24 protein-coding genes are annotated in these 26,747 nt (G+C 56.3%); 11 read left to right on the top strand and 13 right to left on the bottom strand.

The annotated features are described in order from the left end of the window. Positions 1-5 precede the first annotated feature (5 nt). Both gyrB and gabP read left to right on the top strand, forming a co-directional pair. Positions 6-2,423 carry a DNA topoisomerase (ATP-hydrolyzing) subunit B gene (gene gyrB / locus TK06_RS21025; RefSeq protein WP_063323652.1) on the top strand — a complete coding sequence of 806 codons (2,418 nt, stop codon included), beginning with the start codon at positions 6-8 and terminating at the stop codon, positions 2,421-2,423. Between the two features lie 301 nt (positions 2,424-2,724). Continuing rightward, positions 2,725-4,119, top strand: coding sequence for a GABA permease (gabP, locus tag TK06_RS21020; RefSeq protein WP_063323651.1), 1,395 nt, complete (start codon positions 2,725-2,727; stop codon positions 4,117-4,119). 128 nt (positions 4,120-4,247) lie between these two features. Here gabP and TK06_RS21015 read toward each other — a convergent pair whose 3' ends face one another. Further along, the gene (locus TK06_RS21015) at positions 4,248-4,982 is read right to left on the bottom strand and encodes a response regulator transcription factor (protein ID WP_063323650.1); all 735 of its coding nucleotides are present in this window, start codon (positions 4,980-4,982) and stop codon (positions 4,248-4,250) included. 222 nt (positions 4,983-5,204) lie between these two features. Here TK06_RS21015 and TK06_RS21010 point away from each other — a divergent pair, with 222 nt between their 5' ends. Next, positions 5,205-6,722 carry a sensor histidine kinase gene (locus TK06_RS21010; RefSeq protein ID WP_063323649.1) on the top strand — a complete coding sequence of 506 codons (1,518 nt, stop codon included), beginning with the start codon at positions 5,205-5,207 and terminating at the stop codon, positions 6,720-6,722. Positions 6,723-6,899: 177 nt separating this feature from the next. Here TK06_RS21010 and TK06_RS21005 read toward each other — a convergent pair whose 3' ends face one another. The 4 genes from TK06_RS21005 to glyQ form a co-directional block, all read right to left on the bottom strand. Then, entirely contained in the window at positions 6,900-7,679 is a 780-nt protein-coding gene (locus tag TK06_RS21005; RefSeq protein WP_063323648.1) for a lysophospholipid acyltransferase family protein, read from the bottom strand. 80 nt (positions 7,680-7,759) lie between these two features. After that, positions 7,760-8,299: a D-glycero-beta-D-manno-heptose 1,7-bisphosphate 7-phosphatase gene (gmhB, locus tag TK06_RS21000; RefSeq protein WP_161951759.1), complete on the bottom strand. Its 540-nt coding sequence runs from the start codon at positions 8,297-8,299 to the stop codon at positions 7,760-7,762. A gap of 4 nt (positions 8,300-8,303) precedes the next feature. Next, positions 8,304-10,355: a glycine--tRNA ligase subunit beta gene (gene glyS, locus TK06_RS20995; RefSeq protein WP_063323646.1), complete on the bottom strand. Its 2,052-nt coding sequence runs from the start codon at positions 10,353-10,355 to the stop codon at positions 8,304-8,306. Then, positions 10,352-11,305 carry a glycine--tRNA ligase subunit alpha gene (gene glyQ / locus TK06_RS20990; protein ID WP_022641565.1) on the bottom strand — a complete coding sequence of 318 codons (954 nt, stop codon included), beginning with the start codon at positions 11,303-11,305 and terminating at the stop codon, positions 10,352-10,354. Before glyQ ends, glyS begins: the two co-directional genes overlap by 4 nt. An 81-nt stretch (positions 11,306-11,386) precedes the next feature. Between glyQ and TK06_RS20985 the strand changes: the two genes are divergently transcribed. The 3 genes from TK06_RS20985 to TK06_RS20975 all read left to right on the top strand — a co-directional run bounded on the left by TK06_RS20985 (position 11,387) and on the right by TK06_RS20975 (position 14,085). Beyond that, the gene (locus TK06_RS20985; protein WP_063323645.1) at positions 11,387-11,944 is read left to right on the top strand and encodes a DNA-3-methyladenine glycosylase I; all 558 of its coding nucleotides are present in this window, start codon (positions 11,387-11,389) and stop codon (positions 11,942-11,944) included. Between the two features lie 43 nt (positions 11,945-11,987). Next, on the top strand, positions 11,988-12,875 hold the full coding sequence (locus TK06_RS20980) for a lysophospholipid acyltransferase (RefSeq protein ID WP_063323644.1): 888 nt from the start codon (positions 11,988-11,990) through the stop codon (positions 12,873-12,875). Between the two features lie 163 nt (positions 12,876-13,038). Further along, complete coding sequence (locus tag TK06_RS20975) at positions 13,039-14,085, top strand: NAD(P)/FAD-dependent oxidoreductase (protein WP_063323643.1); 1,047 nt, start codon at positions 13,039-13,041, stop codon at positions 14,083-14,085. A gap of 25 nt (positions 14,086-14,110) precedes the next feature. Here the strand turns inward: TK06_RS20975 and TK06_RS33590 are convergent, their stop codons facing one another. Beyond that, complete coding sequence (locus tag TK06_RS33590; protein ID WP_109790816.1) at positions 14,111-14,332, bottom strand: helix-turn-helix domain-containing protein; 222 nt, start codon at positions 14,330-14,332, stop codon at positions 14,111-14,113. A 753-nt stretch (positions 14,333-15,085) separates the two neighbouring features. Between TK06_RS33590 and TK06_RS20965 the strand changes: the two genes are divergently transcribed. From TK06_RS20965 to TK06_RS20955, 3 genes are all read left to right on the top strand, one after another. Next, entirely contained in the window at positions 15,086-16,642 is a 1,557-nt protein-coding gene (locus TK06_RS20965; RefSeq protein ID WP_063323642.1) for a methyl-accepting chemotaxis protein, read from the top strand. Between the two features lie 175 nt (positions 16,643-16,817). Further along, the gene (locus TK06_RS20960; RefSeq protein ID WP_063323641.1) at positions 16,818-17,171 is read left to right on the top strand and encodes a VOC family protein; all 354 of its coding nucleotides are present in this window, start codon (positions 16,818-16,820) and stop codon (positions 17,169-17,171) included. 165 nt (positions 17,172-17,336) lie between these two features. Further along, on the top strand, positions 17,337-18,125 hold the full coding sequence (locus TK06_RS20955) for an SDR family NAD(P)-dependent oxidoreductase (RefSeq protein ID WP_063323640.1): 789 nt from the start codon (positions 17,337-17,339) through the stop codon (positions 18,123-18,125). 115 nt (positions 18,126-18,240) lie between these two features. Here TK06_RS20955 and TK06_RS20950 read toward each other — a convergent pair whose 3' ends face one another. The 4 genes from TK06_RS20950 to TK06_RS20930 all read right to left on the bottom strand — a co-directional run bounded on the left by TK06_RS20950 (position 18,241) and on the right by TK06_RS20930 (position 21,450). Then, on the bottom strand, positions 18,241-18,609 hold the full coding sequence (locus tag TK06_RS20950; RefSeq protein ID WP_063323639.1) for a hypothetical protein: 369 nt from the start codon (positions 18,607-18,609) through the stop codon (positions 18,241-18,243). A gap of 33 nt (positions 18,610-18,642) precedes the next feature. After that, positions 18,643-19,062, bottom strand: a complete 420-nt coding sequence (locus tag TK06_RS20945) for an organic hydroperoxide resistance protein (RefSeq protein ID WP_063323638.1) — start codon at positions 19,060-19,062, stop codon at positions 18,643-18,645. Between the two features lie 491 nt (positions 19,063-19,553). Next, positions 19,554-20,678 carry a GGDEF domain-containing protein gene (locus TK06_RS20935; RefSeq protein ID WP_063323636.1) on the bottom strand — a complete coding sequence of 375 codons (1,125 nt, stop codon included), beginning with the start codon at positions 20,676-20,678 and terminating at the stop codon, positions 19,554-19,556. A 208-nt stretch (positions 20,679-20,886) separates the two neighbouring features. Further along, positions 20,887-21,450 carry a TetR/AcrR family transcriptional regulator gene (locus TK06_RS20930; RefSeq protein WP_063323635.1) on the bottom strand — a complete coding sequence of 188 codons (564 nt, stop codon included), beginning with the start codon at positions 21,448-21,450 and terminating at the stop codon, positions 20,887-20,889. A 150-nt stretch (positions 21,451-21,600) separates the two neighbouring features. Here TK06_RS20930 and TK06_RS20925 point away from each other — a divergent pair, with 150 nt between their 5' ends. Further along, on the top strand, positions 21,601-22,296 hold the full coding sequence (locus TK06_RS20925; protein ID WP_063323634.1) for a glutathione S-transferase: 696 nt from the start codon (positions 21,601-21,603) through the stop codon (positions 22,294-22,296). 148 nt (positions 22,297-22,444) lie between these two features. Here the strand turns inward: TK06_RS20925 and TK06_RS20920 are convergent, their stop codons facing one another. Beyond that, a complete protein-coding gene (locus tag TK06_RS20920; protein ID WP_083569132.1) occupies positions 22,445-22,819 on the bottom strand; it encodes a lysozyme inhibitor LprI family protein in 375 nt (124 codons plus the stop codon). A 687-nt stretch (positions 22,820-23,506) separates the two neighbouring features. Between TK06_RS20920 and TK06_RS20915 the strand changes: the two genes are divergently transcribed. After that, on the top strand, positions 23,507-23,866 hold the full coding sequence (locus TK06_RS20915; RefSeq protein WP_063323633.1) for a DUF6124 family protein: 360 nt from the start codon (positions 23,507-23,509) through the stop codon (positions 23,864-23,866). A gap of 151 nt (positions 23,867-24,017) precedes the next feature. On the opposite strand, the gene TK06_RS31085 is transcribed toward TK06_RS20915, so the two are convergent. After that, positions 24,018-24,881, bottom strand: coding sequence for an HNH endonuclease (locus TK06_RS31085; protein WP_086936686.1), 864 nt, complete (start codon positions 24,879-24,881; stop codon positions 24,018-24,020). Further along, positions 24,878-26,446: an AAA family ATPase gene (locus TK06_RS31080; RefSeq protein WP_086936685.1), complete on the bottom strand. Its 1,569-nt coding sequence runs from the start codon at positions 26,444-26,446 to the stop codon at positions 24,878-24,880. The genes TK06_RS31085 and TK06_RS31080 overlap by 4 nt, the downstream gene beginning before the upstream one ends. Between the last annotated feature and the right edge of the window lie 301 nt (positions 26,447-26,747).

Here is a 26,747-nt window from a genome sequence, read left to right as displayed (position 1 = left end):
AGGCATTGAGCGAAGAAAATACGTACGACTCAACGAGCATTAAAGTGCTGAAAGGCCTGGATGCCGTACGCAAACGTCCCGGTATGTACATTGGTGACACCGACGATGGCAGCGGTCTGCACCACATGGTGTTCGAGGTGGTCGACAACTCCATCGACGAAGCCCTCGCCGGCCATTGCGACGACATCAGCATCATCATCCACCCGGATGAGTCCATCACCGTTCGCGATAACGGCCGTGGCATCCCGGTAGACGTGCACAAAGAGGAAGGCGTTTCCGCCGCCGAGGTCATCATGACCGTCCTCCACGCCGGCGGTAAGTTCGACGACAACTCCTACAAGGTCTCCGGCGGTCTGCACGGCGTAGGTGTCTCGGTAGTGAACGCGCTGTCCGAAGAGCTGGTCCTGACCGTTCGCCGCAGCGGCAAGATCTGGGAGCAGACCTATATCCACGGCGTGCCCCAGGCACCCATGGCGATCGTTGGCGACAGCGAAACCACAGGCACCCAGATCCACTTCAAGGCTTCGAGCGAAACCTTCAAGAACATCCACTTCAGCTGGGACATCCTGGCCAAGCGGATTCGTGAACTGTCCTTCCTCAACTCCGGTGTCGGCATCGTCCTCAAGGACGAGCGCAGCGGCAAGGAAGAGTTATTCAAGTATGAAGGTGGCTTGCGGGCGTTCGTTGAGTACCTGAACACCAACAAGACCCCGGTCAACCAGGTGTTCCACTTCAACGTCCAGCGTGAAGACGGCATCGGCGTGGAAATCGCCCTTCAGTGGAACGACAGCTTCAACGAGAACCTGTTGTGCTTCACCAACAACATCCCGCAGCGCGACGGCGGTACTCACCTGGTGGGCTTCCGTTCGGCACTGACACGCAACCTGAACAACTACATCGAACAAGAAGGCCTGGCGAAGAAGCATAAAGTCGCCACCACCGGTGACGATGCCCGTGAAGGCCTTACCGCGATCATCTCGGTGAAGGTGCCGGATCCGAAGTTCAGCTCCCAGACCAAGGACAAGTTGGTGTCTTCCGAAGTGAAGACCGCAGTTGAACAGGAGATGGGCAAGTACTTCTCCGACTTCCTGTTGGAAAACCCGAACGAAGCCAAGCTGGTGGTCGGCAAGATGATCGACGCCGCCCGTGCCCGTGAAGCGGCGCGCAAGGCCCGTGAGATGACCCGCCGCAAAGGCGCGCTGGACATCGCCGGCCTGCCGGGCAAACTGGCTGACTGCCAGGAAAAGGACCCTGCCCTGTCCGAGCTGTACCTGGTGGAAGGTGACTCCGCTGGCGGTTCCGCCAAGCAGGGTCGCAACCGCCGCACCCAGGCCATCCTGCCGCTCAAGGGCAAGATCCTGAACGTCGAGAAGGCGCGTTTCGACAAGATGATTTCCTCCCAGGAAGTCGGCACCTTGATCACGGCGTTGGGCTGCGGCATTGGCCGCGAAGAGTACAACATCGACAAGTTGCGCTATCACAACATCATCATCATGACCGACGCTGACGTCGACGGTTCGCACATCCGTACCCTGCTGCTGACGTTCTTCTTCCGTCAGTTGCCGGAGCTGATCGAGCGCGGCTACATCTACATCGCCCAGCCGCCGCTGTACAAGGTCAAGAAAGGCAAGCAAGAGCAATACATCAAAGACGACGACGCCATGGAAGAGTACATGACGCAGTCGGCCCTGGAAGACGCGAGCCTGCACCTGAATGAAGATGCCCCAGGCATTTCCGGTGAAGCCCTCGAGCGCCTGGTGAACGACTTCCGCCTGGTGATGAAGACTCTCAAGCGTCTGTCGCGCCTGTACCCACAGGAACTGACCGAGCACTTCATCTACCTGCCCGCCGTGAGCCTGGAGCAACTGTCCGATCACGCAGCGATGCAAGATTGGCTGGCCCAGTACGAAGTACGCCTGCGCACCGTCGAGAAATCCGGCCTGGTCTACAAAGCCAGCCTGCGTGAAGACCGTGAACGTAACGTCTGGCTGCCGGAGGTCGAGCTGATCTCCCACGGCCTGTCGAACTATGTCACCTTCAACCGCGACTTCTTCGGCAGCAACGACTACAAGACCGTCGTATCCCTGGGTGCGCAACTCAGCACGTTGCTGGACGAAGGTGCGTACATCCAACGCGGTGAGCGCAAGAAGTCCGTGACCGAGTTCAAGGAAGCCCTTGAATGGCTGATGGCCGAAAGCACCAAGCGCCACACCATCCAGCGATACAAAGGTCTGGGTGAGATGAACCCGGATCAGCTGTGGGAAACCACCATGGACCCAGGCTCGCGCCGGATGCTGAAAGTCACCATCGAAGATGCCATTGGCGCGGACCAGATCTTCAACACCCTGATGGGTGATGCGGTCGAGCCTCGTCGTGACTTCATCGAGAGCAATGCGCTGGCGGTGTCCAACCTGGATTTCTGATCCCTTCAGTTGCACCGCTCCAAAAAAAGCCAACGCTTATGCGTTGGCTTTTTTTTACATTTGAAAAACCTGCACCGTTTTCAGGCCTGTGGATAAAAAACCGGGTAACTCGGTAACACCTTGGCACAAAGCCTTCACGCTCAATAGGTTAGGAATTGAGTGAGAGCCCCGGATAACGGGGCCTCAGGTTTTTTGGCGCAGAACTTGCGTGTTAAATAAATTACACATCGTTTCTTTAAATTGACAGGGAAGCGGTGGGTACGAGGTGACACGAATAAATCCAACACCAAGGGTAGTCTCAATGAGCGGTACGCAAACTTCCAATCATCTGGAGCAAGGGCTCAAACCCCGGCATGTAACGATGCTATCTATCGCCGGCGTCATCGGCGCTGGCCTTTTCGTGGGCTCCGGCCATGCTATCGCAGCGGCCGGTCCAGCCGTGCTGCTGGCTTACGCTGCTGCGGGTGCCCTCGTGGTGCTGGTGATGCGGATGCTGGGTGAAATGGCAGTGGCATCGCCGGACACCGGTTCCTTCTCCACCTATGCTGACCGTGCGATTGGTCATTGGGCCGGTTTCACCATCGGCTGGCTCTACTGGTGGTTCTGGGTCCTGGTGATTCCGCTGGAAGCCAACGCCGCCGCAACGATCCTGCATGCCTGGTTTCCGAACGTGGCGATCTGGGCCTTCACCTTGGTCATCACCCTGCTGCTGACGGTCACCAACCTGTTCAGCGTGAAAAATTACGGGGAGTTCGAATTCTGGTTCGCCTTGGTCAAGGTGGTGGCGATCATCGGCTTCATTGGCTTGGGTGTGATGGCGATCTTCGGCGTGCTGCCCACCAGCCAGGTCAGCGGTGTTTCGCACCTGTTCGACACCCAGGGCTTCCTGCCCAACGGCATGGGCGCGGTGTTGGGGGCCATCCTGACCACCATGTTTTCGTTCATGGGCACCGAGATCGTGACCATCGCGGCGGCCGAATCGAAGAACCCTGGCCAGCAGATTTCCAAGGCGACCAACTCGGTCATCTGGCGGATTGGCTTGTTCTATCTCGTCTCCATCTTCATCGTCGTTGCCTTGGTACCGTGGAACGATCCGCTCCTGGCCAGCGTCGGTTCCTACCAGACGGTGCTGGAGCGCATGGGCATTCCCAATGCCAAACTGATCGTCGATATCGTCGTCCTGGTGGCAGTCACGAGCTGTCTGAACTCGGCGCTGTATACGGCTTCGCGGATGATGTTCTCGTTGGGCAAGCGTGGTGATGCACCGGCCGTTTCCCAGCGCACAAACAAGAGCGGTACACCTTATTGGGCGGTGATGCTGTCGACCGGGGCGGCCTTCCTGGCGGTATTCGCCAACTATGTGGCACCGGCTGCTGTGTTTGATTTCCTGCTGGCCAGCTCCGGCGCCATTGCATTGCTGGTGTATCTGGTCATCGCGGTTTCGCAGCTGCGCATGCGCAAACAACGCATGGCGCGTGGTGAAAAAGTTGCTTTCAGCATGTGGCTGTTCCCTGGCCTGACCTACGCGGTGATTGTCTTCATCGTCGGGGCCTTGACCATCATGCTGTTCCAGGAAGCCCATCGCGTGGAAATCCTCGCGACCGGTCTGCTGAGTGTCTTGGTGGTGATATCCGGCGTGCTGGTACAGCGCCGTCGGATCGCAAAAACAGGACGCTTGGTACCAACGCTTGGGTGATACCTGTTGTGTGGCGAGGGAGCTTGCTCCCGCTTGACCGGGCTGGCGCTCCAGTGCGAAGCGCTCACAAAAGGGCTGCTGCGCAGCCCAGCGGGAGCAAGCTCCCTCGCCACAGATGTATCCAATACCTAACTCGCGACAGACGCTTCGCTCCCCGCCGCCACACTCTCCAATCGATACCCGTACCCATAAATCGTCAGCAATTGCCAACCCCGGTCTGCCGTCAGGCCGAGCTTGTTGCGCAGGCGATAGATATGGGTGTCGAGCGGGCGGGACGAGGTCATTTCCTCGTGGGTCCAGAAGCGTTCGTAGAAATACTCCCGAGACAGCGGTCGGCCCAGGTTGGCGAACAGGCATCGGGCCAGGCGGTATTCCCGCTCGGTCAGGCTGATGGGAATGCCGGCGCGGGTGATGGTCAGCTCGGCGTCGTCGAACGCCAGGTCATTGAACACCAGCACGTCGTTGGCGGGCGCGCGTTGCAGGTTGTGGCGGCGCAGCACAGCGGTGACCCGGGCCTTGAGCTCGTTGGGCCGGAAGGGTTTGCTCACATAGTCGTCAGCACCGGCGTTGAGGGCCTGGACGATGTCGTGCTCGCCGTCGCGACTGGTCAGCATGATGGCGGCCGGTGGTGAATCCATGTGCTCGCGAGTCCAGCGCAGCAATGAAAACCCGCTGATGTCCGGCAGTTGCCAGTCGAGGATCAACAGGTCGAAGGTTTCCCGGCGCAGTTGCCGCAACAAGTCCTCGCCTCGTTCAAAGCTGTGCAGGGTCCAGGCTTGCTCGCCCCTGCTGGGGATTTGTTGCAGGGTCTGTTCTACCCGGCGCAGCTCGGCCGGTTCATCGTCCAGTATGGCGACACGCATGGAATGCGATTCCTTGATCTCGAGAGTAACGGACATCTTCAGGTGGCAATGAAACGCAGCCGGTGGCTGATTCGTTGTCATTGACCTGTCGCTGGCTGCGACAATACCGGCTCGCGGCACAGAGGGAAAGGCAGCAGCGCGCCACCTATCGAGTCCCGTTATAGTCATGGGCTTTGCGGGCCTGTAAAGAAATCCCCATTCTTGAGGTTGGCCAGGAGGCCTATGAGTAACCAGCGTCGCCGTGAAAGTCGTGAGCCAACCCAGGTCCAGCGGTTGTTTCGTCAGTTGGTGCGGGAGTGGTTGTGGATAAGTTTGTTGCTGTTGCCGCTGACGGCCTTGCTGTCATTGAGCAGCCAATCGACGGGTAACCATCCAGGCGCTGTGTTGTTGTCGGTGTGTTTGGTGGCCGGTGTATTGGGCTTGTTACTGCTGCGCCCGCACCTGGCCTTGTGGACAACAGTGGGTGGCATGAGCCTGGCTCTGTTGATCAGTGCCGTGCTGGGCGCGCGAGGCTGGTGGTGGTCGCCCATGGCAAGTGTGCTGGGCATCCTGTTCGGCTACCTGATCTGGAATTGGCGCCGCCTGAGCGTGGTACTGGCCTATTTCGGCTGGGAGCTGGCACGCCTGGACGCGGAACCCAAGGTCTTCCCGGAACGTCGCCGCGCCTCCTACACCGGCAGCGACCGCTTGCAGGGGCAGATCATGGCCCTGGAGCAGGCCATGAGTCGAACCCGCGACACCCGACGCTTCATTGCCGACGGCCTGGAATATTTGCCGGTGGCGACCATGATCTGTGACCCTCAAGGCAAGCTGTTGCTCGGCAATCGCAAGGCGCGCGAGTTGTTCGGCCATGGCCTGGCGGGTGGCGACGTGCTGGAGCATCTCGGGCAATTGGGTTACCCAGGGTTGGAGCAGGGGGCGCATCACCGGTTATCCACATTGCCCTTGGTGGAGTTTCGCGACATTCGCGAGCGCAGCTTGCGCCTGGAACGGGCGGCGTTGTTGCCGGTTGATGGCGATGTGCCGATTGGCTGGTTGTTGAGCCTCACGGACCTGAGTGCCGAACGTGAGGCTGAAGAACAGCGCAGCGTCATGCTGCGTTTCCTTTCCCATGATTTGCGTGCCCCGCACTCGGCGATCCTTGCATTGCTCGATGTGCAGCGGCATCAGGTCGCTGGGGATAATCCGCTGTTCGACCAGATCGAGCGCCAGGTACGTCGCGCCCTGGACCTGACCGAGGGCTTCGTGCAATTGGCCAAGGCCGAATCCGAGGCTTATCAATTCCAGCCGACGCTGTTCGCCATGCTGGTTCTGGATGTGCTCGACCAGGCGCTGCCCATCGCCCAGGCAAAACGCATCCAGTTGATTCATGAAATAAAGGATGAAGAGGCAATGGTGAGGGCGGATCAGCCGTTGCTGACTCGTGCCCTGTTCAATCTGCTGGAAAATGCCATCAAGTACAGTGTGCCCGACGCCTGCATTTCGCTGCAGGTTCACTGCACCCCGGGCTGGTTGATCTGCAATGTCGTCGACCAGGGCAAAGGCATCAGCGCCGAAGAACTACCAGACCTGTTTAGTCAGTACCGAAGGTTTTCCTCGGCTCACGGGGTCGATGGAATTGGCTTGGGGCTGTCGATGGTCAAGGCTGTGGTTGACCATCACGAGGGGAAAATCGAGTGCCATAGCGTGGTGGGTAAAGGCACGACGTTTAGCCTGCGTTTCCCGTTATTGGAAGATTGAAAAGATCGCAGCCTTCGTCTGCATGAGTTGCCGAAGGCTGCGATCTTTGGGTGCTATAAAAAACTTATGCACCTGAAGGTGGGTTTTATGTGTTTAGGAAATATATATTAAAAACATAGACCTACAGCATAAAAGCACCGGATTTAGAAAAAACGGTACACAGGTTATCCACAGATCTCAAACAGCGAGCTGGTCGGTGGTGGCCGGTGTTGTCGGGGTCGGGGGCAGCGAGCCCATTTCCCGTTGTGTCTGTTCATTCCAGGCTTGGACACGGTCATTGAGGTCGGCGATGGCGCGGGGCCCAGTGCCTTCGGCATACATCGGCGCGCCGATCACCACAGTGATGACGCCTGGTGTTCTGATCCAGCCAGCCTTGGGCCAGAATTTGCCGGCATTGTGTGCAATCGGCAGCACGGGTAGATCGGCGTTCACGGCCAATGCCGAACCGCTACGGGAGAATTTGCCGACGGTTCCATAAGGAACACGGGTGCCCTCGGGGAAGATCAGCACCCAAACGTTATCCTTGAGCAGTTCGTCGCCCTTCTTCGCGACCTGCTTGAGGGCTGCCTTGGGGTTGTCGCGATCGATAGCGATCGGGCGCAGCATCGCCATGGCCCAACCGAAGAACGGCACGAACAACAGTTCACGCTTGAGTACTTGGCTCAACGGTTCGAAATAGGCCGAGAGAAAGAACGTTTCCCAGGTGCTCTGGTGGTTGGACTGGATCACGCAGGGGCGGTCAGGCACGTTCTCGGCACCTTTGACCTCATAGCGGATGCCCAGGAACACTTTGCTCAGCCACAGTGCGCAGCGGCACCAGTACACATTGATGAAACGGTAGCGCGCCTTGAACGGCAAGAAAGGCGCGATAAAAAAACTCAAGGAGCACCACAGCAAGGAACTGGTGCCCAACAGCAGGTAAAAGAGAAAGGCTCTGATGGCCTGCAATATAGACATAGCGGCATTTACCGTTGCGGGCAATGCCCGCCTGTTCAAGCGCTTCCCGAACAATCCTTGATCAGGTTGTCTTGGGAGCTCTAATTGTGGATAAGTTCAGCGGCAATCGCCGCCAAGTCGTCAAAAATCAAGGTGCCCACCGGTAGGGTCTTGCCCAGAGTCTTCTCGCCTTTCCCGGTCTTTACCAAAACTGGCTGACAATCGACGGCCTTGGCCGCCTCCAGGTCACCGAGGCTGTCGCCGACGAACCACACACCCGCCAGTGTCACGCCGTAATGCGTGGCAATGGTTTTCAACATGCCCGGCTTGGGTTTGCGGCAATCGCAACCTTCGTCCGGCCCATGCGGGCAATAAACGATCAGCCCGACTTCCCCGCCCTGCTCCGCCACCAATGCACGCAGGTGCTCGTGCATGGCTTCGAGCACGGCGAGGTCATAATAACCGCGGGCAATGCCCGACTGGTTGGTGGCAACCGCCACCGTCCAGCCGGCCTTGCTCAACTGCGCGATGGCTTCGATCGAACCGGGTAGCGGCAACCACTCCTCCACCGATTTGATGTAAGCGTCGGAGTCGTGATTGATCACCCCGTCCCGATCGAGAATCAGCAGTTTCAACAGCAGCTCCTCAACCCAGCACGGAAATATCGGCAATATTGAGGAACAGGCTGCGCAGGCGTGCCAGCAATGCATAACGATTCTTGCGAACGTCTTCGTTGTCCGCATTCACCATCACGGCTTCAAAGAACGCATCGACCGGCTCGCGCAGTGCCGCCAGGCGCGCCAGTGCCTCGGCATAATCGCGTTTTTCCATGAGCGGTTGTACCGACGCATACGCCTGTTGAATCGCCGAGTTGAGCGAAAACTCGGCGGCATTATCAAAGTAACGTGCTTCAACGGCTTTGACGGAAGGCTCGGCCTTGCTCAGCAGGTTCGACACACGCTTGTTCACCGACGCCAGCGCTGCCGCTTCCGGCAATTTGCGGAACGCCTGCACCGCTTGTACACGCTGGTCGAAGTCCAGGGCCGAACCTGGTTTCAGGGCACGCACCGACAGATAGGTAGCAACATCGACGCCTTCGTCTTCATAACGCGCACGCAGGCGGTCGAAGATGAACTCCAGCACCGCATCGGCCAGGCCGGCAGACTTGACCTTGCTACCGAACGCATTGACGGCGAATGCCACGGCGTCGTTCAGGTCCAGGTCCAGCTGCTTGTCGATCAGGATCCGCAACACACCCAGCGCCGCACGACGCAAGGCATAAGGGTCTTTGCTGCCGGTGGGCAGCATGCCGATACCGAAGATGCCGACCAGGGTGTCGAGCTTGTCAGCGATCGCCACGGCCGCACCGGTCAGGGTGGTCGGCAGCTCGGCGCCGGCACCGCGGGGCATGTACTGCTCGTTCAGTGCCAAGGCCACGTCCTGCGGCTCGCCATCGTTGAGGGCGTAGTAGTAACCGGCGACGCCTTGCATCTCCGGGAACTCACCGACCATCTCGGTGGACAGGTCGCACTTGGACAGGATGCCGGCACGGGCCGCGCGCTGGGCGTCGCCGCCAATGCGTGGGGCGATGAACGCGGCCAGTTTCGATACGCGCTCGGCCTTGTCATAGACGCTGCCGAGTTTTTCCTGGAACACCACGTTGCGCAGGCGCTCGTTGAAGCTTTCCAGCGGTTGCTTCTTGTCCTGCTTGAAGAAGAACTCGGCATCGGTCAGGCGCGGGCGGACGACTTTTTCGTTACCGGCGATGATCTGCTGCGGGTCCTTGCTTTCGATGTTGGCGACCGTGATGAAGCGCGGCAGCAACTTGCCTTCGGCGTCCAGCAGGCAGAAGTACTTCTGGTTGTCCTGCATGGTGGTGATCAGCGCTTCCTGCGGCACTTCAAGGAAACGTTCCTCGAACGAGCACACCAGCGGCACCGGCCATTCCACCAACGCGGTCACTTCGTCCAGCAGGTTGGCCGGCACGATGGCGGTGCCTTCCTGCAGGGTGGCCAGCTCTTCGGTGCGCTTGCTGATCAGTGCGCGGCGCTCGTTCGCGTCGGCCAGTACGTAGGCGGCACGCAGGTCGGCCAGGTAGTTGGCCGGCGAGGTGATGCGCACGCTCTGTGGATGATGGAAGCGGTGACCGCGGGAATCGCGACCGGCCTTCTGGGCCAGGATCGTGCAATCGATGACCTGGTCACCGAGCAACATCACCAGCCACTGGGTTGGACGTACGAATTCTTCCTTGCGCGCGGCCCAGCGCATGCGCTTGGGGATCGGCAAGTCATTGAGGGAGTCTTCGACGATGGTCGGCAACAGGCTGGCGGTCGGCTTGCCCTTGATGCTCTGGCTATAGCGCAGCTTCGGGCCGCTCTGGTCGATTTCGCTCAGGTCCACGCCGCATTTCTTGGCGAAGCCCAGGGCGGCTTGGGTCGGGTTGCCGTCGGCATCGAACGCGGCCTGGCGTGGCGGGCCGTCGAGGTTGATGCTGCGGTCTGGCTGCTGGGTCGCCAGGGCGGTGATCAGCACGGCCAGGCGGCGCGGCGCGGCGTACACCTGTTTGGCTTCGTAGCTCAGGCCGGCAGCTTGCAGGCCTTTGTCGATACCGGCCAGGAACGCATCGGCCAGGGTGTTCAGGGCTTTGGGTGGCAGTTCTTCGGTGCCCAGTTCAACCAGAAAATCTTGAGCACTCATTGTGCAGCCTCCAGCTTAGCCAACACTTCATCACGCAGGTCCGGGGTCGCCATCGGGAAGCCCAGCTTGGCACGGGCCAGCAGGTAGGCTTGCGCAACGGAACGCGCCAGGGTGCGCACACGCAGGATGTATTGCTGGCGCGCGGTCACGGAAATCGCCCGGCGCGCATCCAGCAGGTTGAAGGTATGGGACGCCTTCAACACCATTTCATAACTCGGCAACGGCAGCGGCTGGTCCAGCTCGATCAGGCGCTTGGCTTCGCTTTCATAGAAATCGAACAGCTCGAACAGCTTATCGACGTTGGCGTGTTCGAAGTTGTAGGTCGACTGTTCCACTTCGTTCTGATGGAACACGTCGCCGTAGGTCACTTTGCCAAACGGACCGTCGGCCCACACTAGGTCGTAGACCGAATCCACACCCTGCAGGTACATGGCCAGGCGTTCGAGGCCGTAGGTGATTTCGCCGGTGACCGGGTAGCACTCGATGCCGCCCGCCTGCTGGAAGTAGGTGAACTGGGTCACTTCCATGCCGTTGAGCCAGACTTCCCAGCCCAGGCCCCAGGCGCCCAGGGTTGGCGACTCCCAGTTGTCTTCGACGAAACGGATGTCGTGCACCAGCGGGTCGAGGCCCACGTGCTTGAGGGAGCCCAGGTACAGCTCCTGGAAGTTTTCCGGGTTCGGCTTCAGCACGACCTGGAACTGGTAGTAGTGCTGCAGGCGGTTCGGGTTTTCGCCGTAGCGGCCGTCAGTCGGGCGGCGGCTGGGCTGCACATAAGCGGCGTTCCAGGTTTCCGGGCCGATGGCACGCAGAAACGTGGCAGTGTGGAAAGTGCCGGCGCCTACTTCCATATCGTAGGGCTGAAGTACCACGCAACCTTGCTCGGCCCAGTATTGCTGGAGGGCGAGGATCAAGTCTTGGAAGGTACGCACGGCTGGCGTAGGCTGGCTCACGAAATTCACCTGTTTCTTGGGCTGCGATTTAAAGAGCGGGAGTATACCCGATTCGTTCGTGCGCACGCCCCCTGGAGCCTTATGCCACGCTGCTTTTGGTGTTCTGACGATCCTTTGTACATGGCTTATCACGATCAGGAGTGGGGCACGCCGCTGCGCGATGCGCAGGGTTTGTTCGAGTTGCTTTTGCTCGAAGGGTTCCAGGCCGGGTTGTCCTGGATCACCGTTTTGCGCAAACGCGAGCGCTACCGGGAGGTGCTGTACGGCTTCGATGTGCAGCGCGTGGCGCAGATGAGCGACGCTGAAATCGATGAGCTGATGCTCGACCCCGGCATCATCCGCAACCGCCTCAAACTCAAGGCCGCCCGCCGCAACGCCCAGGCCTGGCTGGCCCTGGAGGATCCGGTGGCGTTCCTCTGGTCGTTCGTCGGCGATAAACCCATCATCAACCATTTCAAGGACCGCAGCGAAGTGCCGGCCATCACGCCCGAGGCTCTGGCAATGAGCAAAGGTCTGAAAAAGGCCGGGTTCACCTTCGTCGGGCCGACCATTTGCTACGCCTTGATGCAGGCCTCGGGCATGGTCATGGACCACACCCAGGACTGCGACCGCTACGCCGAGCTGGCAAACGGCGGTTAGAATAGCCGGCTCGCAACACGGCCCATACATTCAGGAGTGACCTGTGGATAAGTTGAAAGGCGCCTTGCTGGTCGGCGCTCTGCGGTTGTTTGCGCTGCTGCCCTGGCGAGCGGTGCAGGCAGTGGGCTCTGCGATTGGCTGGCTCATGTGGAAATTTCCCAACCGTTCCCGCGATGTGGTGCGGATCAACCTCGCCAAATGTTTTCCCGAGATGGACCTGGCCGAGCGCGAACGCCTGGTGGGCCAGAGCCTCAAGGACATCGGCAAATCCCTGACCGAAAGCGCCTGCGCCTGGATCTGGCCGGCCCAGCGTTCCATCGAACTGGTGCGCGAAGTCGAAGGCCTGGACGTGCTGAAAGAAGCCCTGGCCTCCGGCAAAGGTGTGGTGGGCATCACCAGCCACCTGGGCAATTGGGAAGTGCTCAACCACTTTTATTGCAGCCAGTGCAAACCGATCATTTTCTACCGCCCGCCCAAGCTCAAGGCGGTGGATGAATTGCTGCAAAAGCAACGTGTTCAGTTGGGCAACAAGGTCGCGGCGTCGACCAAGGAAGGCATCCTCAGCGTCATCAAGGAAGTGCGCAAGGGCGGCCAGGTGGGCATCCCCGCCGACCCGGAACCGGCCGAATCCGCCGGTATCTTCGTGCCTTTCTTCGCCACCCAGGCCCTGACCAGCAAGTTCGTGCCGAACATGCTCGCTGGCGGCAAAGCGGTCGGCGTCTTCCTCCACGCCCTGCGCCTGCCCGACGGCTCGGGCTACAAAGTCATCCTCGAAGCCGCGCCCGAGGCCATGTACAGCACCGACACCGAAACCGCCTGCGCGGCCATGAGCCAAGTGGTGGAGCGCTACGTGCGGGCTTACCCGAGCCAGTACATGTGGAGCATGAAACGCTTCAAGAAACGCCCGCCGGGCGAGGCGCGGTGGTACTGAAGCACACCACCGATCCTTGTGGGAACGAACTTGCTCGCGATAGCGGCCTGACAGCCGCCGCATAAACAACTGACTCCATCCCTCCCCCGTGGCGAGGGAGCTTGCTCCCGCTGGGCTGCGCAGCAGCCCCAACCGACGAGGCGCGCAATCCAACGGAGGCGAAATGGATAACGCTCCAGGCAAACGCGTCATCGTCATCGGTGCGGGCATCGTAGGCGCATCCCTGGCCTACCACCTGGCGACCAAAGGCGCGAAAGTCACTGTGCTCGAGGCCGAAGGTATCGCGTCAGGCGTGACCGGCAGCTCATTCGCCTGGATCAACACCTCCCATGGCGAACCCGACCCCATTGCGCCATTGCGCGGTGCTGCCATCCAGGAATACCGCCGACTCGAAACGCAACTGCCTGGCCTGAAGATCCGCTGGACTGGCGCCCTCTCTTACGGCTCGAGTTCAACAGCGTCGGCTAGCCGGATATCCCAATCACAGATCCGTGAACTTGAGCCAAACCTCAAGAACCCTCCTCAGCAAGCTTCGTATGCGGCGGAAGAAGGAGCGCTGGACGCCGTAGCAGCAACCCATGCGCTGATCGCCGGTGCTCAAGCGAATGGCGCGAAAGTGCTCACTCAAACGTCGGTTCTCGGCTTTAAAACCCAGGGTTCCACCGTGTGGGGCGTTGAAACCGCCACGGGCGTCATTGAAGCCGATATCGTCGTATTGGCTGCCGGCACAGGCATCACGAAGCTGGCCGACCTGCTTGAAGTCTGCCTGCCCATAGACGCCTCTCCGGCAATTTTCATCCGCTACACCTCGCCACCCAACCTGGTGCGCAGCCTCATTTCCAGCCCTGAAATGGAAGTGAGGCAAACCCCGGAGGGTGCGTTGCTGGCGGCCGAAGACTACCTGGACGACGCCTTGGAAAACCAACCATCGGAGATCGCGCTGCGCACCGCCAACGCCATCAAAAGCGAACTCCACGGCGTCGTCTCCCTGGACCTACAATCGGCTCGCGTCGGATACAGACCCATGCCTGCTGATGACATCCCCATCATTGGTTATCTTCCGCAGGTTGGCGGCGTATACGTGTGCGTCATGCACCCCGGCGTAACCCTGGCCGCGATCGTGGGTCGTCTTGCCAGTGAAGATATCGTCGGCGACAAGGCTTGCTCGGCCCTCAACCCCTGTCGTCCGGATCGATTTTTCCAAGCTTAGTGAGGGTTGAATGGCCTAAGTCCGCTTACTCCCAAATCAGCCAAGGAAACGTCATATTTCTGAAAGCGTTGACCAAAACCTTTCGTTCATTAGACTGGGCATTAGTGATGTACTTTAATTCGCGTTCAATTTGACTCACGTAAGTTCGGTGTATTCCCGCTATCGCTGCTAGCTCTTCTTGTGAAAGGTTAATAGGTTTCGTTGACGACCCGACCTTGAATGCAGGCCCGCCATGTCCCTTCACCATAAAGCAGTCAGTAATTAAAGCGTCATAAACCTGATGAATAACTACTGCTAAGAGCAGTCTATTTCTGCGCTGTCTTGCTAGCCATAAGTCGAATACAGCCTTCATGAACTGAGCCTTATAGTGCGCGACGCAAAAACAATCTCGACCTTGAATTAATCCTGGATAGTTTAGATGTCGCTAAAAAGAGTTAAGGCTAAAGCGCTTCCAATCACTGAGGAGTTGTTGCAATTACTACGGGCCACGCAACACGCTCAGACCGTATGGAGCGTCACCGTCAATGATATTGACGCGTCATGTGATGAGGTTTGGCTTGCTCGAATGTGGGAGGTCGAGGGCCTCGAAGCCCGATACAGAGCCTGCCAAGACCGGCTGTTTCTTTATCTAAAGCAAGTCATCCAGATCTGAGTCTTCCGTTACACACTGTACGGTTTCCAGCGCTCGCAACATAGGTGCGAGTCCACCAGAATTGAACGATTGTGAACATTCGACTAAAGAACTAGACAGTTTGTTGGTGTTTGAAAACTACCCCTTAGTTTCGAATAAAACCACTCTTGAAACGCCAGCAGGCTGGGCGCTGTATCCTTTCAGCCATGCCTTAGCCCAATAGCCATGGACATCATTATATTTTCTACATTTGAGGACGAGTTGCGCTCCAGAGCACTTCGGTTGCCACTCTAAAACTAAAGCATTCAGGTTCATGGTCGACATTCCGGGCGCCATGTTCAATCAATCTGAATTACGACTGGAGTCTTTATGTTTGACTGGATCAGCAACATCCGTGTCAGCGCGAAATTAAGCTTGGGCTTCGGCCTGGTACTAGGGCTTGCGTTGTTACTCGCTTCCACGGGTTGGTACGCCGTTGCGACGTTGACCGACCGCGGCGTTAAAATCGAGAAAATTGCTCAAATCAGCGATTACACCAAAGACCTGCGAATCAGTCGTTTACGTCTAGGTGCAAACCCTCAACCAAATGCCTATCAACCGCTGCAGAAAATTCTGGACAATCTGGCAGCCCATCTGCAAAGCATCAGGGACCATTTCACTTCCCCGATTGACCAAGAACTGATTCAACAACAGAACACATCCGTCAGAGAATACGGACAACTGCTGCTTGATCTGGCCAAACCCAATGCCGACCAAGTGTCCATATATAAACGTATGGGGCAACTGGGCGATCTGTTGCTCGATACGACGCAAAAACTCATTGATTCGCAAAATGCCAAGCGCGATGCCGACGCCGCGTCTGCCAAGGTTCTGCTGGGGCTTGTCGCTGCCATGACGTTGCTACTGGGCGCACTCGCGGCATGGATCATTACCCAACAAATCGTTAACCCACTGCAGTACACGCTACAGGCCGTGAATCGTATTGCCAGGGGGGATTTGAGTGAGCCCGTGCAGGTCAATCGGCGTGATGAGTTGGGTCAGCTGCAATCAGGTCTTCAGCAGATGATGCTCAACCTTCATGAACTGATCGAGGGCATTCGATCCGGCGTCATTCAGGTTGCCAGTGCTGCCGAACAGCTGTCGGCGGTCACCGAGCAAACCAATGCGGGCGTCAATAATCAGAAAACCGAAACGGATCATGTCGCCACCGCGATGAGCGAAATGACCGCAACGGTGCAAAACGTCGCTCGCGATGCTGAAGAGGCCTCAACTGCCGCATCCGCCGCGGATCAGCAAGCCTCTGAGGGAGAGCAAATCGTGAATGAGGCCATAGCGCAGATCAAGCGCTTGGCCGAAGAACTCAATCAGTCGGCCGATGCTGTACGTCATCTCCAGGAACAAAGTGAAAAAATCGGTGGGGTACTCGATGTGATAAAGGCGGTGGCCCAGCAAACCAATCTGCTGGCGCTGAACGCGGCCATTGAAGCCGCACGCGCCGGCGAGGCTGGCCGTGGCTTTGCGGTGGTAGCAGACGAGGTGCGCAGTCTTGCCTTACGCACCCAGCGTTCCACTGAAGAAATTGAAAGTCTGGTGGCCGGTGTACAGAGTGGTACCCATGCCGTTGCCTCAGGCATGGAAAGCAGCCAGCTGTTGGGCGAGAGCAGCGTCGAATTTACCCATCGCGCGGTGATCGCCCTGGAAAACATCACGAGTAAAGTATCGATCATTCAAGCCATGAATCAGCAAATCGCCACCGCAGCGGAGCAGCAAAGCGCAGTCGCCGAGGAAATCAACCGCAGTGTCATCAACGTTCGCGACATCTCCGAGCAGACGGCAAGCACTTGCGAGGAAACTGCTTCTTCAAGTACCGAACTCGCACGGCTGGGTCATGAACTGGAAAGGCTGGTAGGACGCTTTAAAGTGTAGACGTGGCAGAGATGGCGCCGTTTTGCACCCGCAATACGTTCAGGTATCACGGCTGCCGGCGCCAGCTATGTTCCTTCTCTGCCTCAAACCCTGTCGTCTGGATCGATTCTTCCAAGCTCGGTGAAGGGGAAATGGCCTAAGCTCGCTTACTCCCAAATCAGCCAAGGAAGCGACAATGGGCATTCAAGGTAAAGACAGTCAGATCGATAACATCGAGTTCAATGTCAGCGACATCGCCCGCAGCAAAGCCTTCTATGCAAGCGTGTTCGGCTGGAGTTTCGTCGACTACGGCCCGACCTATACCGAATTCAGCGACGGTCGCCTGACCGGTGGTTTCACGACCGGTGAACCGGTGCGCCCGGGTGGTCCGTTGATCATCTTGTATGCGGATGACCTTGAGGGCACCCAACTCCGGCTCAAGGCCGCGGGGGCGCTCATCAGCCGTGAAGTGTTCGCTTTCCCGGGTGGCCGACGTTTCCACTTTATCGACCCGGATGGCTATGAGCTGGCGGTGTGGTCGGCTTCCTGATGGTTGATTGATCACGAGGAGGCGCAAAGCCTCAATCGTGTCCATGATTAAGGGCCTGCGATATCGGCGACGCTGGGATGGCAAAGCCATCCCTCGATCCGTCGGATTACCGTCCAGTCAGAAATATCGCACTTCCTCTGGCTCATTAATCAAGGAGTCCCCCTCATGAACATCGACTTCACCGGCCGTCACGTCCTCGTCACCGGTTCCACCAGCGGTATCGGTTTTGCCACAGCCAAAGGCTTCCTCGAAGCCGGTGCCCATGTGGTCATCAACGGTCGCAGCGGGAGCAGCGTGGAGGACGCGTTGCAGCGCTTGGGCGCCCTCGCTTCAAGGGCCGATGGCTTTGTTGGCGATCTGAGCAACGCGCCCGGCTGCCAGGCACTGATCGCCAAATACCCACGCTTTGATATCGTCATCAACAATCTGGGCATTTTCAAACTGGAAGACTTTTTCGAAACGCCGGACAGCGAATGGCAGCGCTTCTTCGAAACCAACGTAATGTCCGGCGTGCGGGTTTCCAGGGCCTACGCGCCGGGCATGGTCGAGCGGGGTTGGGGGCGGATTGTGTTTGTTTCGTCGGAATCGGGCGTGAACATTCCTGCCGACATGATTCACTACGGCTTCACCAAGACCGCCCAACTGTCCATCGCTCGTGGCCTGGCCAAGCGCCTGGCTGGCACAGGCGTTACGGTGAACTCGGTGCTGCCTGGGCCGACGCTGTCCGAAGGGGTTGCCCAGATGCTCCAGGCAGACGTCGAGCGCACCGGGGACAGCCTGGAAAAGGTCGCGGCGGATTTCGTCAATGAGCACCGCAGCACCTCGATCATCCAGCGCGCGGCACGCGTCGAGGAAGTCGCCAACATGATCATCTACGCCAGCTCGGAACAGGCCTCGGCTACCACCGGCGCGGCGTTGCGTGTTGATGGGGGTGTGGTGGATAGCATCGTTTAGGATCCCGCGACACGTTGCAAAAAAACGCCGCTTCCTCATGAGAGATAAGCGGCGTTTTTTGTTTTGGAGACAACATGGGTTGATTCGACCGGCTTTGGCGTGGTGAAGGGCTTGTTCAGCTCACTCTGTTTTCGATCAGTCGATCCGAGCCACCTTCGGCTACACGGTTTTCCATCAGTCGATCCGAGCCACCTTCGGCTACGCGGTTTTCCATCAGTCGATCCGAGCCACCTTCGGCTACACGGTTTTCGATCAGTCGATCCGAGCCACCTTCGGCTACGCGGTTTTCGATCAGTCGATCCGAGCCACCTTCGGCTACGCGGTTTTCGATCAGTCGATCCGAGCCGCCTTCGGCTACGCGTTTTTCGATCAGGCGATCCGAACCACCCTCAGCGAACGTAGGTTGAACAAAAGAAGTCGCGAACGCATTGCCGAGCGACAGAGCCAGAAGCGAGCCAACGAGAGTTTTGCTGAAAGTGTTCATGTCCTGATCCTTTTTATTCGTGGATGAAGTGAGTTAGACGGAGACGTGCAAACGGACATCGACGTTGCCGCGTGTCGCGTTGGAGTACGGGCAAACCTGGTGAGCCGCGTCGACCAGCGCTTGAGCATCGGCTTGATCCAGACCTGGCAGGTTGATGTGCAGGTCGATGTCCAGGCCGAAACCGCCAGGGATCTGGCCGATGCCGACATGTGCCGTGATCGATGCATCAGCAGGAATGCTGCGTTTGCTTTGGCTGGCGACAAACTTCAATGCGCCAATGAAGCAGGCGGAGTAGCCGGCAGCGAACAACTGCTCAGGGTTGGTGGCTTCACCACCAGCGCCGCCCAAGGCTTTTGGAGTGGCCAATTTCACGTCGAGAATCTTGTCGCTGGAAACAGCACGGCCATCACGGCCACCGGTGGAGGTTGCGACTGCGGTGTAGAGAACGTTCATGGTGTTTCCTCTATTGCTGATGGGTGGATCGAAAATGTTTACGCTAAATATTTGTGCGCTAACCAGTTGAGATAAAGTTAACGGATGAATAATTGGCGCGCAAGATAAATTTTGAGAAATTTATCGACTTTGAGTTAACAGATTGATCTAAAAAGGAATTTATTTTTTGGTTTTGCAATGTCGCCAGCCTGGGTGAGCTGGGAGGTGAGCCACGGGAAGGAGGTTGCTAGGGGATCAGCAGGGCCAGCGCAATTGCAGGCCTTCAAAGAGAGGGAAATTCATAAGCAGAATGATGGGTTTCGATCGCTCCCACGCTCTGCGTGGGAACGCCGCCAGGGACGCTCCGCGTTCCGCTTTTGGAAAGTGACGCAGAGCGTCACGGGATGCATACCCACGCAGAGCGGGCACGATCAAACGCGGGATCAGGGAAAAGTAAAAAAAACCGCCGAATTGGCGGTTTTTTGGTTTCGCGCTGGGCAAATCCAACCCGACTAAGCAACAGCCACTCGATTACGCCCCAACGCCTTCGCCCGATACAGGGCTTTATCCGCATCGTTCATCAAGCTGTGAAGATCCTTATTACAGGCCTCCGTCGACGCGACGCCGAGGCTGGCTGATATGCAGAGGACAGGCTCGATCATCAAGCCCGCAATCGTATCGATGAGCCGTTCTGCAATCTGGGTGGCAACCTCAATGGAAGTGTTCGGGAGCAGAATGGCGAACTCTTCGCCCCCGAGCCGACCGTGGATATCCGTTGCCCGAAATGACGAACTGATGACCGTCCCCATCTGCCGCAAAACCTGATCGCCGACCTGATGGCCGTAGGTGTCGTTGATGTGCTTGAAGTGATCCATGTCCAACATGACCGCGCACAACCCTTGCCGCTTAGCCTTACATTCGTCGTAAAGCTGCTGGGCATGCTCGAAAAACGCCCTTCGACTCTTCAGGCCGGTCAGTTCGTCGGTTTGAGCGGCGCGGGTTGAAATGCTGTTCGCTTGTTCCATTTCACGGGTGAGTCGAAAGGCGATCTCCAGTGCCTGGGACATTTTGTGCGTGGCGCGGGCCGCAAATGCCGCGAACACCAGAATCGAAAGGGCCATGCCGAGTTGAATCGGGGAGGGTTGAAACAGCAGCCAGATCGTGCACGGCAACAGCACCACGCCAATGGAGACCAGTGTCATATCGCGATAGGCCGAATAGCAGGACACCGCGCTGACGGACATGCCGACTGTAAAGAGCATGACCAACGCCTGTGACAACAGATCGTCCGCCGGCATGAGAACGAATGCCCCGCCACCCCAGATACTGGCCGATAGCACCAGTGTGACCCAGTATTTGCGCTCCCAATGTCGAGGCGTGCGCTGACTTTCGTCGCTGCGGAAATAGGCGACGAACATCGCGATACGCAGCAGCGTCGATGCGGTCAGAATGGCCATCCACCAAAAAATAGCGCCGTGATCAAAACGATCCCAACACAGCCAACTCAGCATGATGGCAGCGAGGTAACTACCAAAAACCGCAGAAACGGATTGGCGAAACAGCTGCTGCAATCGGTCGGTGCGCACCTGCTCGGCTATTACAAAATCCTGGCCATTGCGCAATCTTGGGCCATACATTTGAACCACCTGGTTATGACGCAACAAAAAAACGATTGTGGCACCCTGCTATTACCGTAAACAACTGAATTACTGTGGCGACGGGATTTATCCCCAAACGCTATGCAGGAACACCCCCCGTGGCGAGGGAGCTTGCTCCCGCCGGGCTGCAAAGCAGCCCCAAGCATTCCAACAGACCAACCGTGTCATCAGCCTAAGAAACGAGCAATCAGGCCGGAATCAACCCCGCTTCCCGGTAGCTCAATATCAAATCATCGAACAGACCGACATCCGCTCGAGTCCGCGCAATTAACTGAGCACCCGCAACAGCGGTATAAATGGCCCGCGCTCGGCGTTCACATTCTTCTGCGCTACCTGTTCCAGCATCTGCCAGTACCTGGGCGAGCCACGCCACGTTAACGTCCGCAAAAACCCTGATCTCTCGCGATACTTCATCGGGAAGGTCTTCGTATTCGGCTGCCATGAAGCTGGACAGACAAAGCCTGTTGCCGTCCTCAAGCGACTTTCGAAAAATGGATGCGTACAGCTGCAGGCACTTCTTTGGATCGACATTGGCAGCGCGTATCCCTTCAAGCACTCGCAACGCGTCCTGCCAGTAGCGCTCAGCGACCGCCGCAGCCAGGCCTGCCTTGCTCGGAAAGTGGTAGTAAATGCTGGCGTTCTTGATACCCACCTGGTCGGCAATGCTACGGAAATTGATACCGCTGTAACCGTGCAGTTGGGCAGCGGATTTCGCTGCCGCCAAGATGGCTTCTCGAGCATTTTCGTTCACGTTGCAGCCTCATTTCGAGATTTCTATTCACTCAGATGACCGCGATTCTACGCCCGGAGCTGTTTACCTGCCAATTGACAGGTAGGGATTGACAGCACCTGAGTGGCGGCTCAATCTTTGCCTACCAATTGACAGGCAGGTGATTGAATCATGACTTCTTCACAGCAGCGCGTTGACGTTTCCACTGTTCCTACGATGAAAATCTACGATTGGTTCAACGGCCCCTACCCCGCCCGCGTCCGCATTGCGCTGGCGGAAAAAGGATTGCTGCCCAACATCGAATTCGTACCGGTGAATCTCTGGAACGGCGAGCACAAGCAACCCGAGTTCCTGGCCATCAATTACTCCGGGACACTGCCCGTGCTGGAGCTGAACGATGGGACGCGGATCGCCGAGTGCACGGCGATCACCCAGTACCTGGATAGCCTGGACGGTCATCCGACGTTGACGGGCCAAACGGCTGTTGAGAAAGGCATCATCCATATGATGACCAAACGTGCCGAGATCGAGTTTCTCGATGCCGTCAGCGCGTACTTCCACCATGCCACGCCGGGCCTCGGGCCCGATGTCGAGCTGTACCAGAATGCCGAGTGGGGCGCCCGGATGCGCGATAAGGCGATCAGGGGCATGCGCTATTTCGACAACCTGCTCAAAGACCGGCCCTTTGTGGCGGGCGACAAGTTTTCGATGGCCGACATTGCAGTACTGGGCGGCATGATCTTCGCCTCGCTGGTGCAACTCCCCGTGCCTGAAGAATGTGCCGCACTGCGAGCCTGGCACGCCAGGATGCAGGAACGCTCCAGCGTCCAGACATGGCGCGCCATGGTCGAGCGTGGTGTTGCGTAGCACTGATCATGACCAGCCTGCGTCAGGCATGAAAGAAGGGGCAAGGGCGAGTTGAGCCGCGATAGCAGGTGCACCCACCAAAGAAAAACCCGACGCTTTACGTCGGGTTTTCGTGGGATACGACTGCAAGCCCAACGTTGTCTACGGGTTACTCGACTTGCGACAGCTTGGCGTCGTCGCAACCGGCAGCACGGCACTCGCGCTCGACAGCCTTGAGTATGACGATACGCGCCTCGGTCTTCTCATTGGCACAGTCCAGGTAGAGCAGGCCATCGTTGGAACAGGCGCTGTCACGATTTTTGATCCACTGGATCTGAGCAGCTTTCACTTTTTTCTTTTGATCCGGGTTCAGGGCACTCATGGTCTTCTTGTACTGCTCGTTGATTTCCTGATCCGACTGAACCATTTTCAGCGACGCGCAATAGGTCCTGTCATAGGCGTTTCTAGGATTATCGCAACTCATCGCAGATGCCGATGCTGATGCCATTGCCAGCAATGTCCCAACCAACAAAGACTTGATCACTTACTTCTCTCCCTGAATGCCCTCTATTGATTAGAGGTCGCGGCGGGGAATTTATCATGGGGGTTGTAGAACAATGAAGCGGATCCTAGGGTTCATTCGGCCCGAACAAGGGGCAAATGCTGATAGGGATGTGGGAGCAAGTGATTGCTGAAAAAGGCTGCATCGCTCCCGCCGATGCGACTGCCCCCACTTCCTCTACGCCCCAATCCCCGTGGCGAGGGAGCTTGCTCCCGCTGGGCTGCGCAGCAGCCCCAAACCAGCCAAACACATTCCTACAGACCAACCCCACCAGCCACTCCGCACATTCGCAAGCACCCCTCTATCCCCGAACTACAGGTAATAAACGCCACCCGTTTATCCTCCAACCCCAACCCTTCCACCAGGCTACCCAACCTTGCGCCTTTGCCTACAACTACGCCAGAATCCGCCCGCTTGTGCGCCTTGTCCCCGGGTTCTATCGTTCCCCTGCCACTGCCCATCAGTGGTCGGGTTTAGTAGCCCGAGGTATTTAGTAGGTGCATTAGCTCCGTCAGACAGGTGTCTCCATGCCTGTATTTGATGGCGGTTGTGCGCAGGGCGCCCTCGGGCGCGCCGGCTTGCTAAGTCCCCGGTCTACTAACCTGCGTACAGCTGCCTCCCCTTGTTTAGTAGCTAGAGGGTTGCGGCTCCACCTACAGGACTTAGTACATGTTCAAACCTACACCGAATCCGCCAGAGGCGGACCAAGCTTCCCCGCGAACCAAATCCAAAACCAAGAAGCACGACGAAGCCACCAATCGCGCCTTGGATTACTACCTGCTACCAAAACCGGAAAAGTCAGAAGATGCTCCCCAACCGGGCCAGCTCTTCACTGTCGCAAAAAACGCCGACAACGAGTCCCTCCTTGCCAACCTCAGCGAAACCCTGGCAGCAGCCGACGCGATGGTCAGCAACCTGGCCTTCGACCTGGAAGGCCCTCGCCGTCATATTGCTCTTGGTATCCAGCAATTGATCGAGTTGAGTTCGTTGCTGGCGAATCGGGTGTTGGATAACGTTGATCCGCGCTAGCAGGTAAACATCCTCTCAAAAGCAACCCCAGCATTTTGTGCCGGGGTCGCTTTATTTCATCTGACTGCCGCTGCTCTTAACCAAAATATGAAGGGGAGGGAATAGATTGCGCCAATACATATCCTTTGCGGTCGGTTGACCACAGAAGATCCTACTCTTCAAAATGTCTCATCAATGCCTGATAAAGCCCGCACTGCCAGTGATTTGAAAATTGTGCTGTAGAAACTCCTGGCGCCAAAATCGTTTCGCTAATAACTTGATTGTTTAGCCCAATCCTCTGGAGTGAAGCTACTTGTGCCATCACTGTACCCAATATCTGAGCTGCCTTAACGGAGTAACGATGCCCTAGGTTGAAATCCTCAAAGTGTCTCTCAACTCGACGCTTATCCGTTTCGCTCCAGTTAGAGGGTGGGTTTACAAAATACTCAAACTGACCTGGCTCTCCTCCTCCTTCCTCCTCATACCGCGCAAAAATCCACTGTTCATTGAAGAATCTCTCATGATCTAAATACGGTTGAATTATTTGATGTTCAGCCTGTATAGCGAACACAGCGGCTTTCCCATCCATATTACAATCCCGACAAGATGGGACCAAATTAGCGGGTAGCACAGAGTACTGAGGAAAATGAGATTTAGGCAAAAAGTGATCTAAATTTCTAGGTGTACCTATACCACCGCAAAACGGACAACTTTCTTTGGCAGCATTCAGCAGTTTATTGTATATCTCTCTTGCTGGCTTCTCTTCGGGAACAAAATATGTTTCATACAACTTAATAAAATCAGACTTATTTAGGTCGCTGAGTACTATAGGATTCAAGTCAATACTGAGGTCTATAGGAGCGATACTATAAAGATTTCCTTCGCGAGAATTTGAAGCATACAGTTCGCCTTCAACTATCAAGCTCGCCTTCGCACCTTCAATGCTTAGTTTAAAGGCCGCGTTGCCAGTGATACCACGTAGGCAGGTGTCTAAAACTTGCTCGAATGTATAATCTGGCGCAGTTAGACGCATCATGATATTTTTCCCTTATCACGACTAGTTACAAGTGCTCGTAAAATCGCTTTGCCCTCTAAACCAAGCTGGCCACTATAGTCTTGAACTATCTCATCATAAGATTTTCCTGAGCTTACAGACTTGGCCAGAAGGTCATGAAAGCCCGCTCGTTCGACTTCCAAGTTAAAAACCTCGGAAGTCAGGATGCCAACATTTTCACCAAAGGTTTCAATTTTTGGACGACTGGTCAATACATCTTTACCTACTCTATGGATTATCCAGGCGCAAGATTTTGGTACTTCCTGAAGAACAACCGGCGAGTGTGTAGCTATGAGCGCAACGCCATTTTGGTCATGTAGCAAGTCAGCTAATGCACGAATAAAAGCAGACAGTAGAGGTGGGTGTAGGTGGCTCTCAGGCTCATCTAGTAAAACAAGGGTTTTTTCTTCAACTGTTGCAACAAGACGGGTTATTGTAAGTAATACTATAGCGTGCCCTGAGCTCATTTTTGAAAGATACGGTAGAGCTTTATCTAAATAGACTGATTTAAAATGATCAGAGTCTGATTGGTCCGCTACGGGTGTGTTATCGCGCACCCACCTATATACCGATTCCAGTTGTTCAAGCTGCATGAATGAAAAATTCTCATCCGAACCTAGCTTCTGTATTGAGCTTAACCAACGTGATGTCTTAGATGTATTTTGGAAACACGAACAGAGCGCTTTGATACAGTCCACTCTCAGTTCCGGTATGGTTCGGAGTCGACCATTTCCCTCTGCGTCTTTCAAACCAATGTAGAAATAGCATGTACCTTTCGCTGGATCGGGTTGCTCATTAGGTGGGGTAAACGGGTCAAACGCGCTGAATGACACTGAGACTAAACTACTAAAATAATCGGATTCTATTTTTTGGCCCCACTTACCATAAAAATCGCCGACCCCCAGTTCATTAGTGATCGCACCAATCATTCCATTTAAAAGTGTCGTTTTACCAACACCATTTCGACCAATGACGGCGTGGATGTGTGTGCTTGGCTTGGAATCCACCACCACTTCAAAATCCATTTCAATACCGCCGCAGTCTTCTGTATCTTTCCTGACGTATCTAAAGCTGTAGCCTGTCAACTCAGCCTTACCATCTAGCACACGAGAAAACTGCCCCTTGACAACAGAAAGGCTATGATTTCTCAGGAGAGATGTTCCCAAAACACTTTCATCACGGATACTGTCAATTATTTCGGGAAGTACAACGATATCCCGTAATCCGTGCAAGATATTCTTTCTAAAAACAGGATCTAACATACCCATGCTTTTATAGAAATTCACACCCTGTCCTAATGAAAAAAAATCATCTGACAAAAACTCGAACGTTTCTGGAAGTTTTGAGTAGGTAGGTATACTTGTGGTTTGTCCTTTGAAGCCTATTTTTGTACGGCCGATGTCCCAAAGCACGCCAGCATGATCATGAACGCTCATGGAAAACATAGTAACGAATGAGTAATCATTCCAATTATCTTTTGTCAAGTAAATGGTGTTTTCACCATGGCTTGGTCTGCTTGAACCAACAGGAAGAACAATAAATTTCATTTGTTACCCCAAATAATAATTCTAAAGCACTTCTCTGATCCAAATTCCATTTTGCGATGACATTTCTATAAGCAAGCGACTCTTTTACCATCTCCATCTCCATCTCCATGTCCATAGTGATACATATAGCGGGACAATGAATGAGAGCTTCTAAAACGAACCTATCATTCGGGCAGCGCGAGACAAGAAGAGTCATTCCTCTTTTTACTAAAGAATGAAACTACAGAGTCCTATTGGTGAACGAGCCTGTCCGCAACCAGATTGCTGGGCTATGAGAAGATTACAGTTAAATAAATTCGTC

The organism is Pseudomonas fluorescens (assembly GCF_001623525.1).
GTDB lineage: Bacteria > Pseudomonadota > Gammaproteobacteria > Pseudomonadales > Pseudomonadaceae > Aquipseudomonas > Aquipseudomonas fluorescens_Q.
The sequence above is the reverse complement of the archived record's forward strand: the minus strand, read 5'-3'. Positions and strand labels throughout refer to the sequence as shown.

Coding starts and splice junctions, on each gene's coding strand:
- gabP (WP_063323651.1), top strand. CDS start 2,725: ATGAGCGGTACGCAAACTTCCAATCATCTGGAGCAAGGGCTCAAACCC.
- TK06_RS21015 (WP_063323650.1), bottom strand. CDS start 4,982: ATGCGTGTCGCCATACTGGACGATGAACCGGCCGAGCTGCGCCGGGTA.
- TK06_RS21010 (WP_063323649.1), top strand. CDS start 5,205: ATGAGTAACCAGCGTCGCCGTGAAAGTCGTGAGCCAACCCAGGTCCAG.
- TK06_RS21005 (WP_063323648.1), bottom strand. CDS start 7,679: ATGTCTATATTGCAGGCCATCAGAGCCTTTCTCTTTTACCTGCTGTTG.
- glyS (WP_063323646.1), bottom strand. CDS start 10,355: ATGAGTGCTCAAGATTTTCTGGTTGAACTGGGCACCGAAGAACTGCCA.
- TK06_RS20985 (WP_063323645.1), top strand. CDS start 11,387: ATGCCACGCTGCTTTTGGTGTTCTGACGATCCTTTGTACATGGCTTAT.
- TK06_RS20975 (WP_063323643.1), top strand. CDS start 13,039: ATGGATAACGCTCCAGGCAAACGCGTCATCGTCATCGGTGCGGGCATC.
- TK06_RS33590 (WP_109790816.1), bottom strand. CDS start 14,332: ATGGTGAAGGGACATGGCGGGCCTGCATTCAAGGTCGGGTCGTCAACG.
- TK06_RS20965 (WP_063323642.1), top strand. CDS start 15,086: ATGTTTGACTGGATCAGCAACATCCGTGTCAGCGCGAAATTAAGCTTG.
- TK06_RS20960 (WP_063323641.1), top strand. CDS start 16,818: ATGGGCATTCAAGGTAAAGACAGTCAGATCGATAACATCGAGTTCAAT.
- TK06_RS20955 (WP_063323640.1), top strand. CDS start 17,337: ATGAACATCGACTTCACCGGCCGTCACGTCCTCGTCACCGGTTCCACC.
- TK06_RS20950 (WP_063323639.1), bottom strand. CDS start 18,609: ATGAACACTTTCAGCAAAACTCTCGTTGGCTCGCTTCTGGCTCTGTCG.
- TK06_RS20945 (WP_063323638.1), bottom strand. CDS start 19,062: ATGAACGTTCTCTACACCGCAGTCGCAACCTCCACCGGTGGCCGTGAT.
- TK06_RS20935 (WP_063323636.1), bottom strand. CDS start 20,678: ATGTATGGCCCAAGATTGCGCAATGGCCAGGATTTTGTAATAGCCGAG.
- TK06_RS20925 (WP_063323634.1), top strand. CDS start 21,601: ATGACTTCTTCACAGCAGCGCGTTGACGTTTCCACTGTTCCTACGATG.
- TK06_RS20915 (WP_063323633.1), top strand. CDS start 23,507: ATGTTCAAACCTACACCGAATCCGCCAGAGGCGGACCAAGCTTCCCCG.
- TK06_RS31085 (WP_086936686.1), bottom strand. CDS start 24,881: ATGATGCGTCTAACTGCGCCAGATTATACATTCGAGCAAGTTTTAGAC.
- TK06_RS31080 (WP_086936685.1), bottom strand. CDS start 26,446: ATGAAATTTATTGTTCTTCCTGTTGGTTCAAGCAGACCAAGCCATGGT.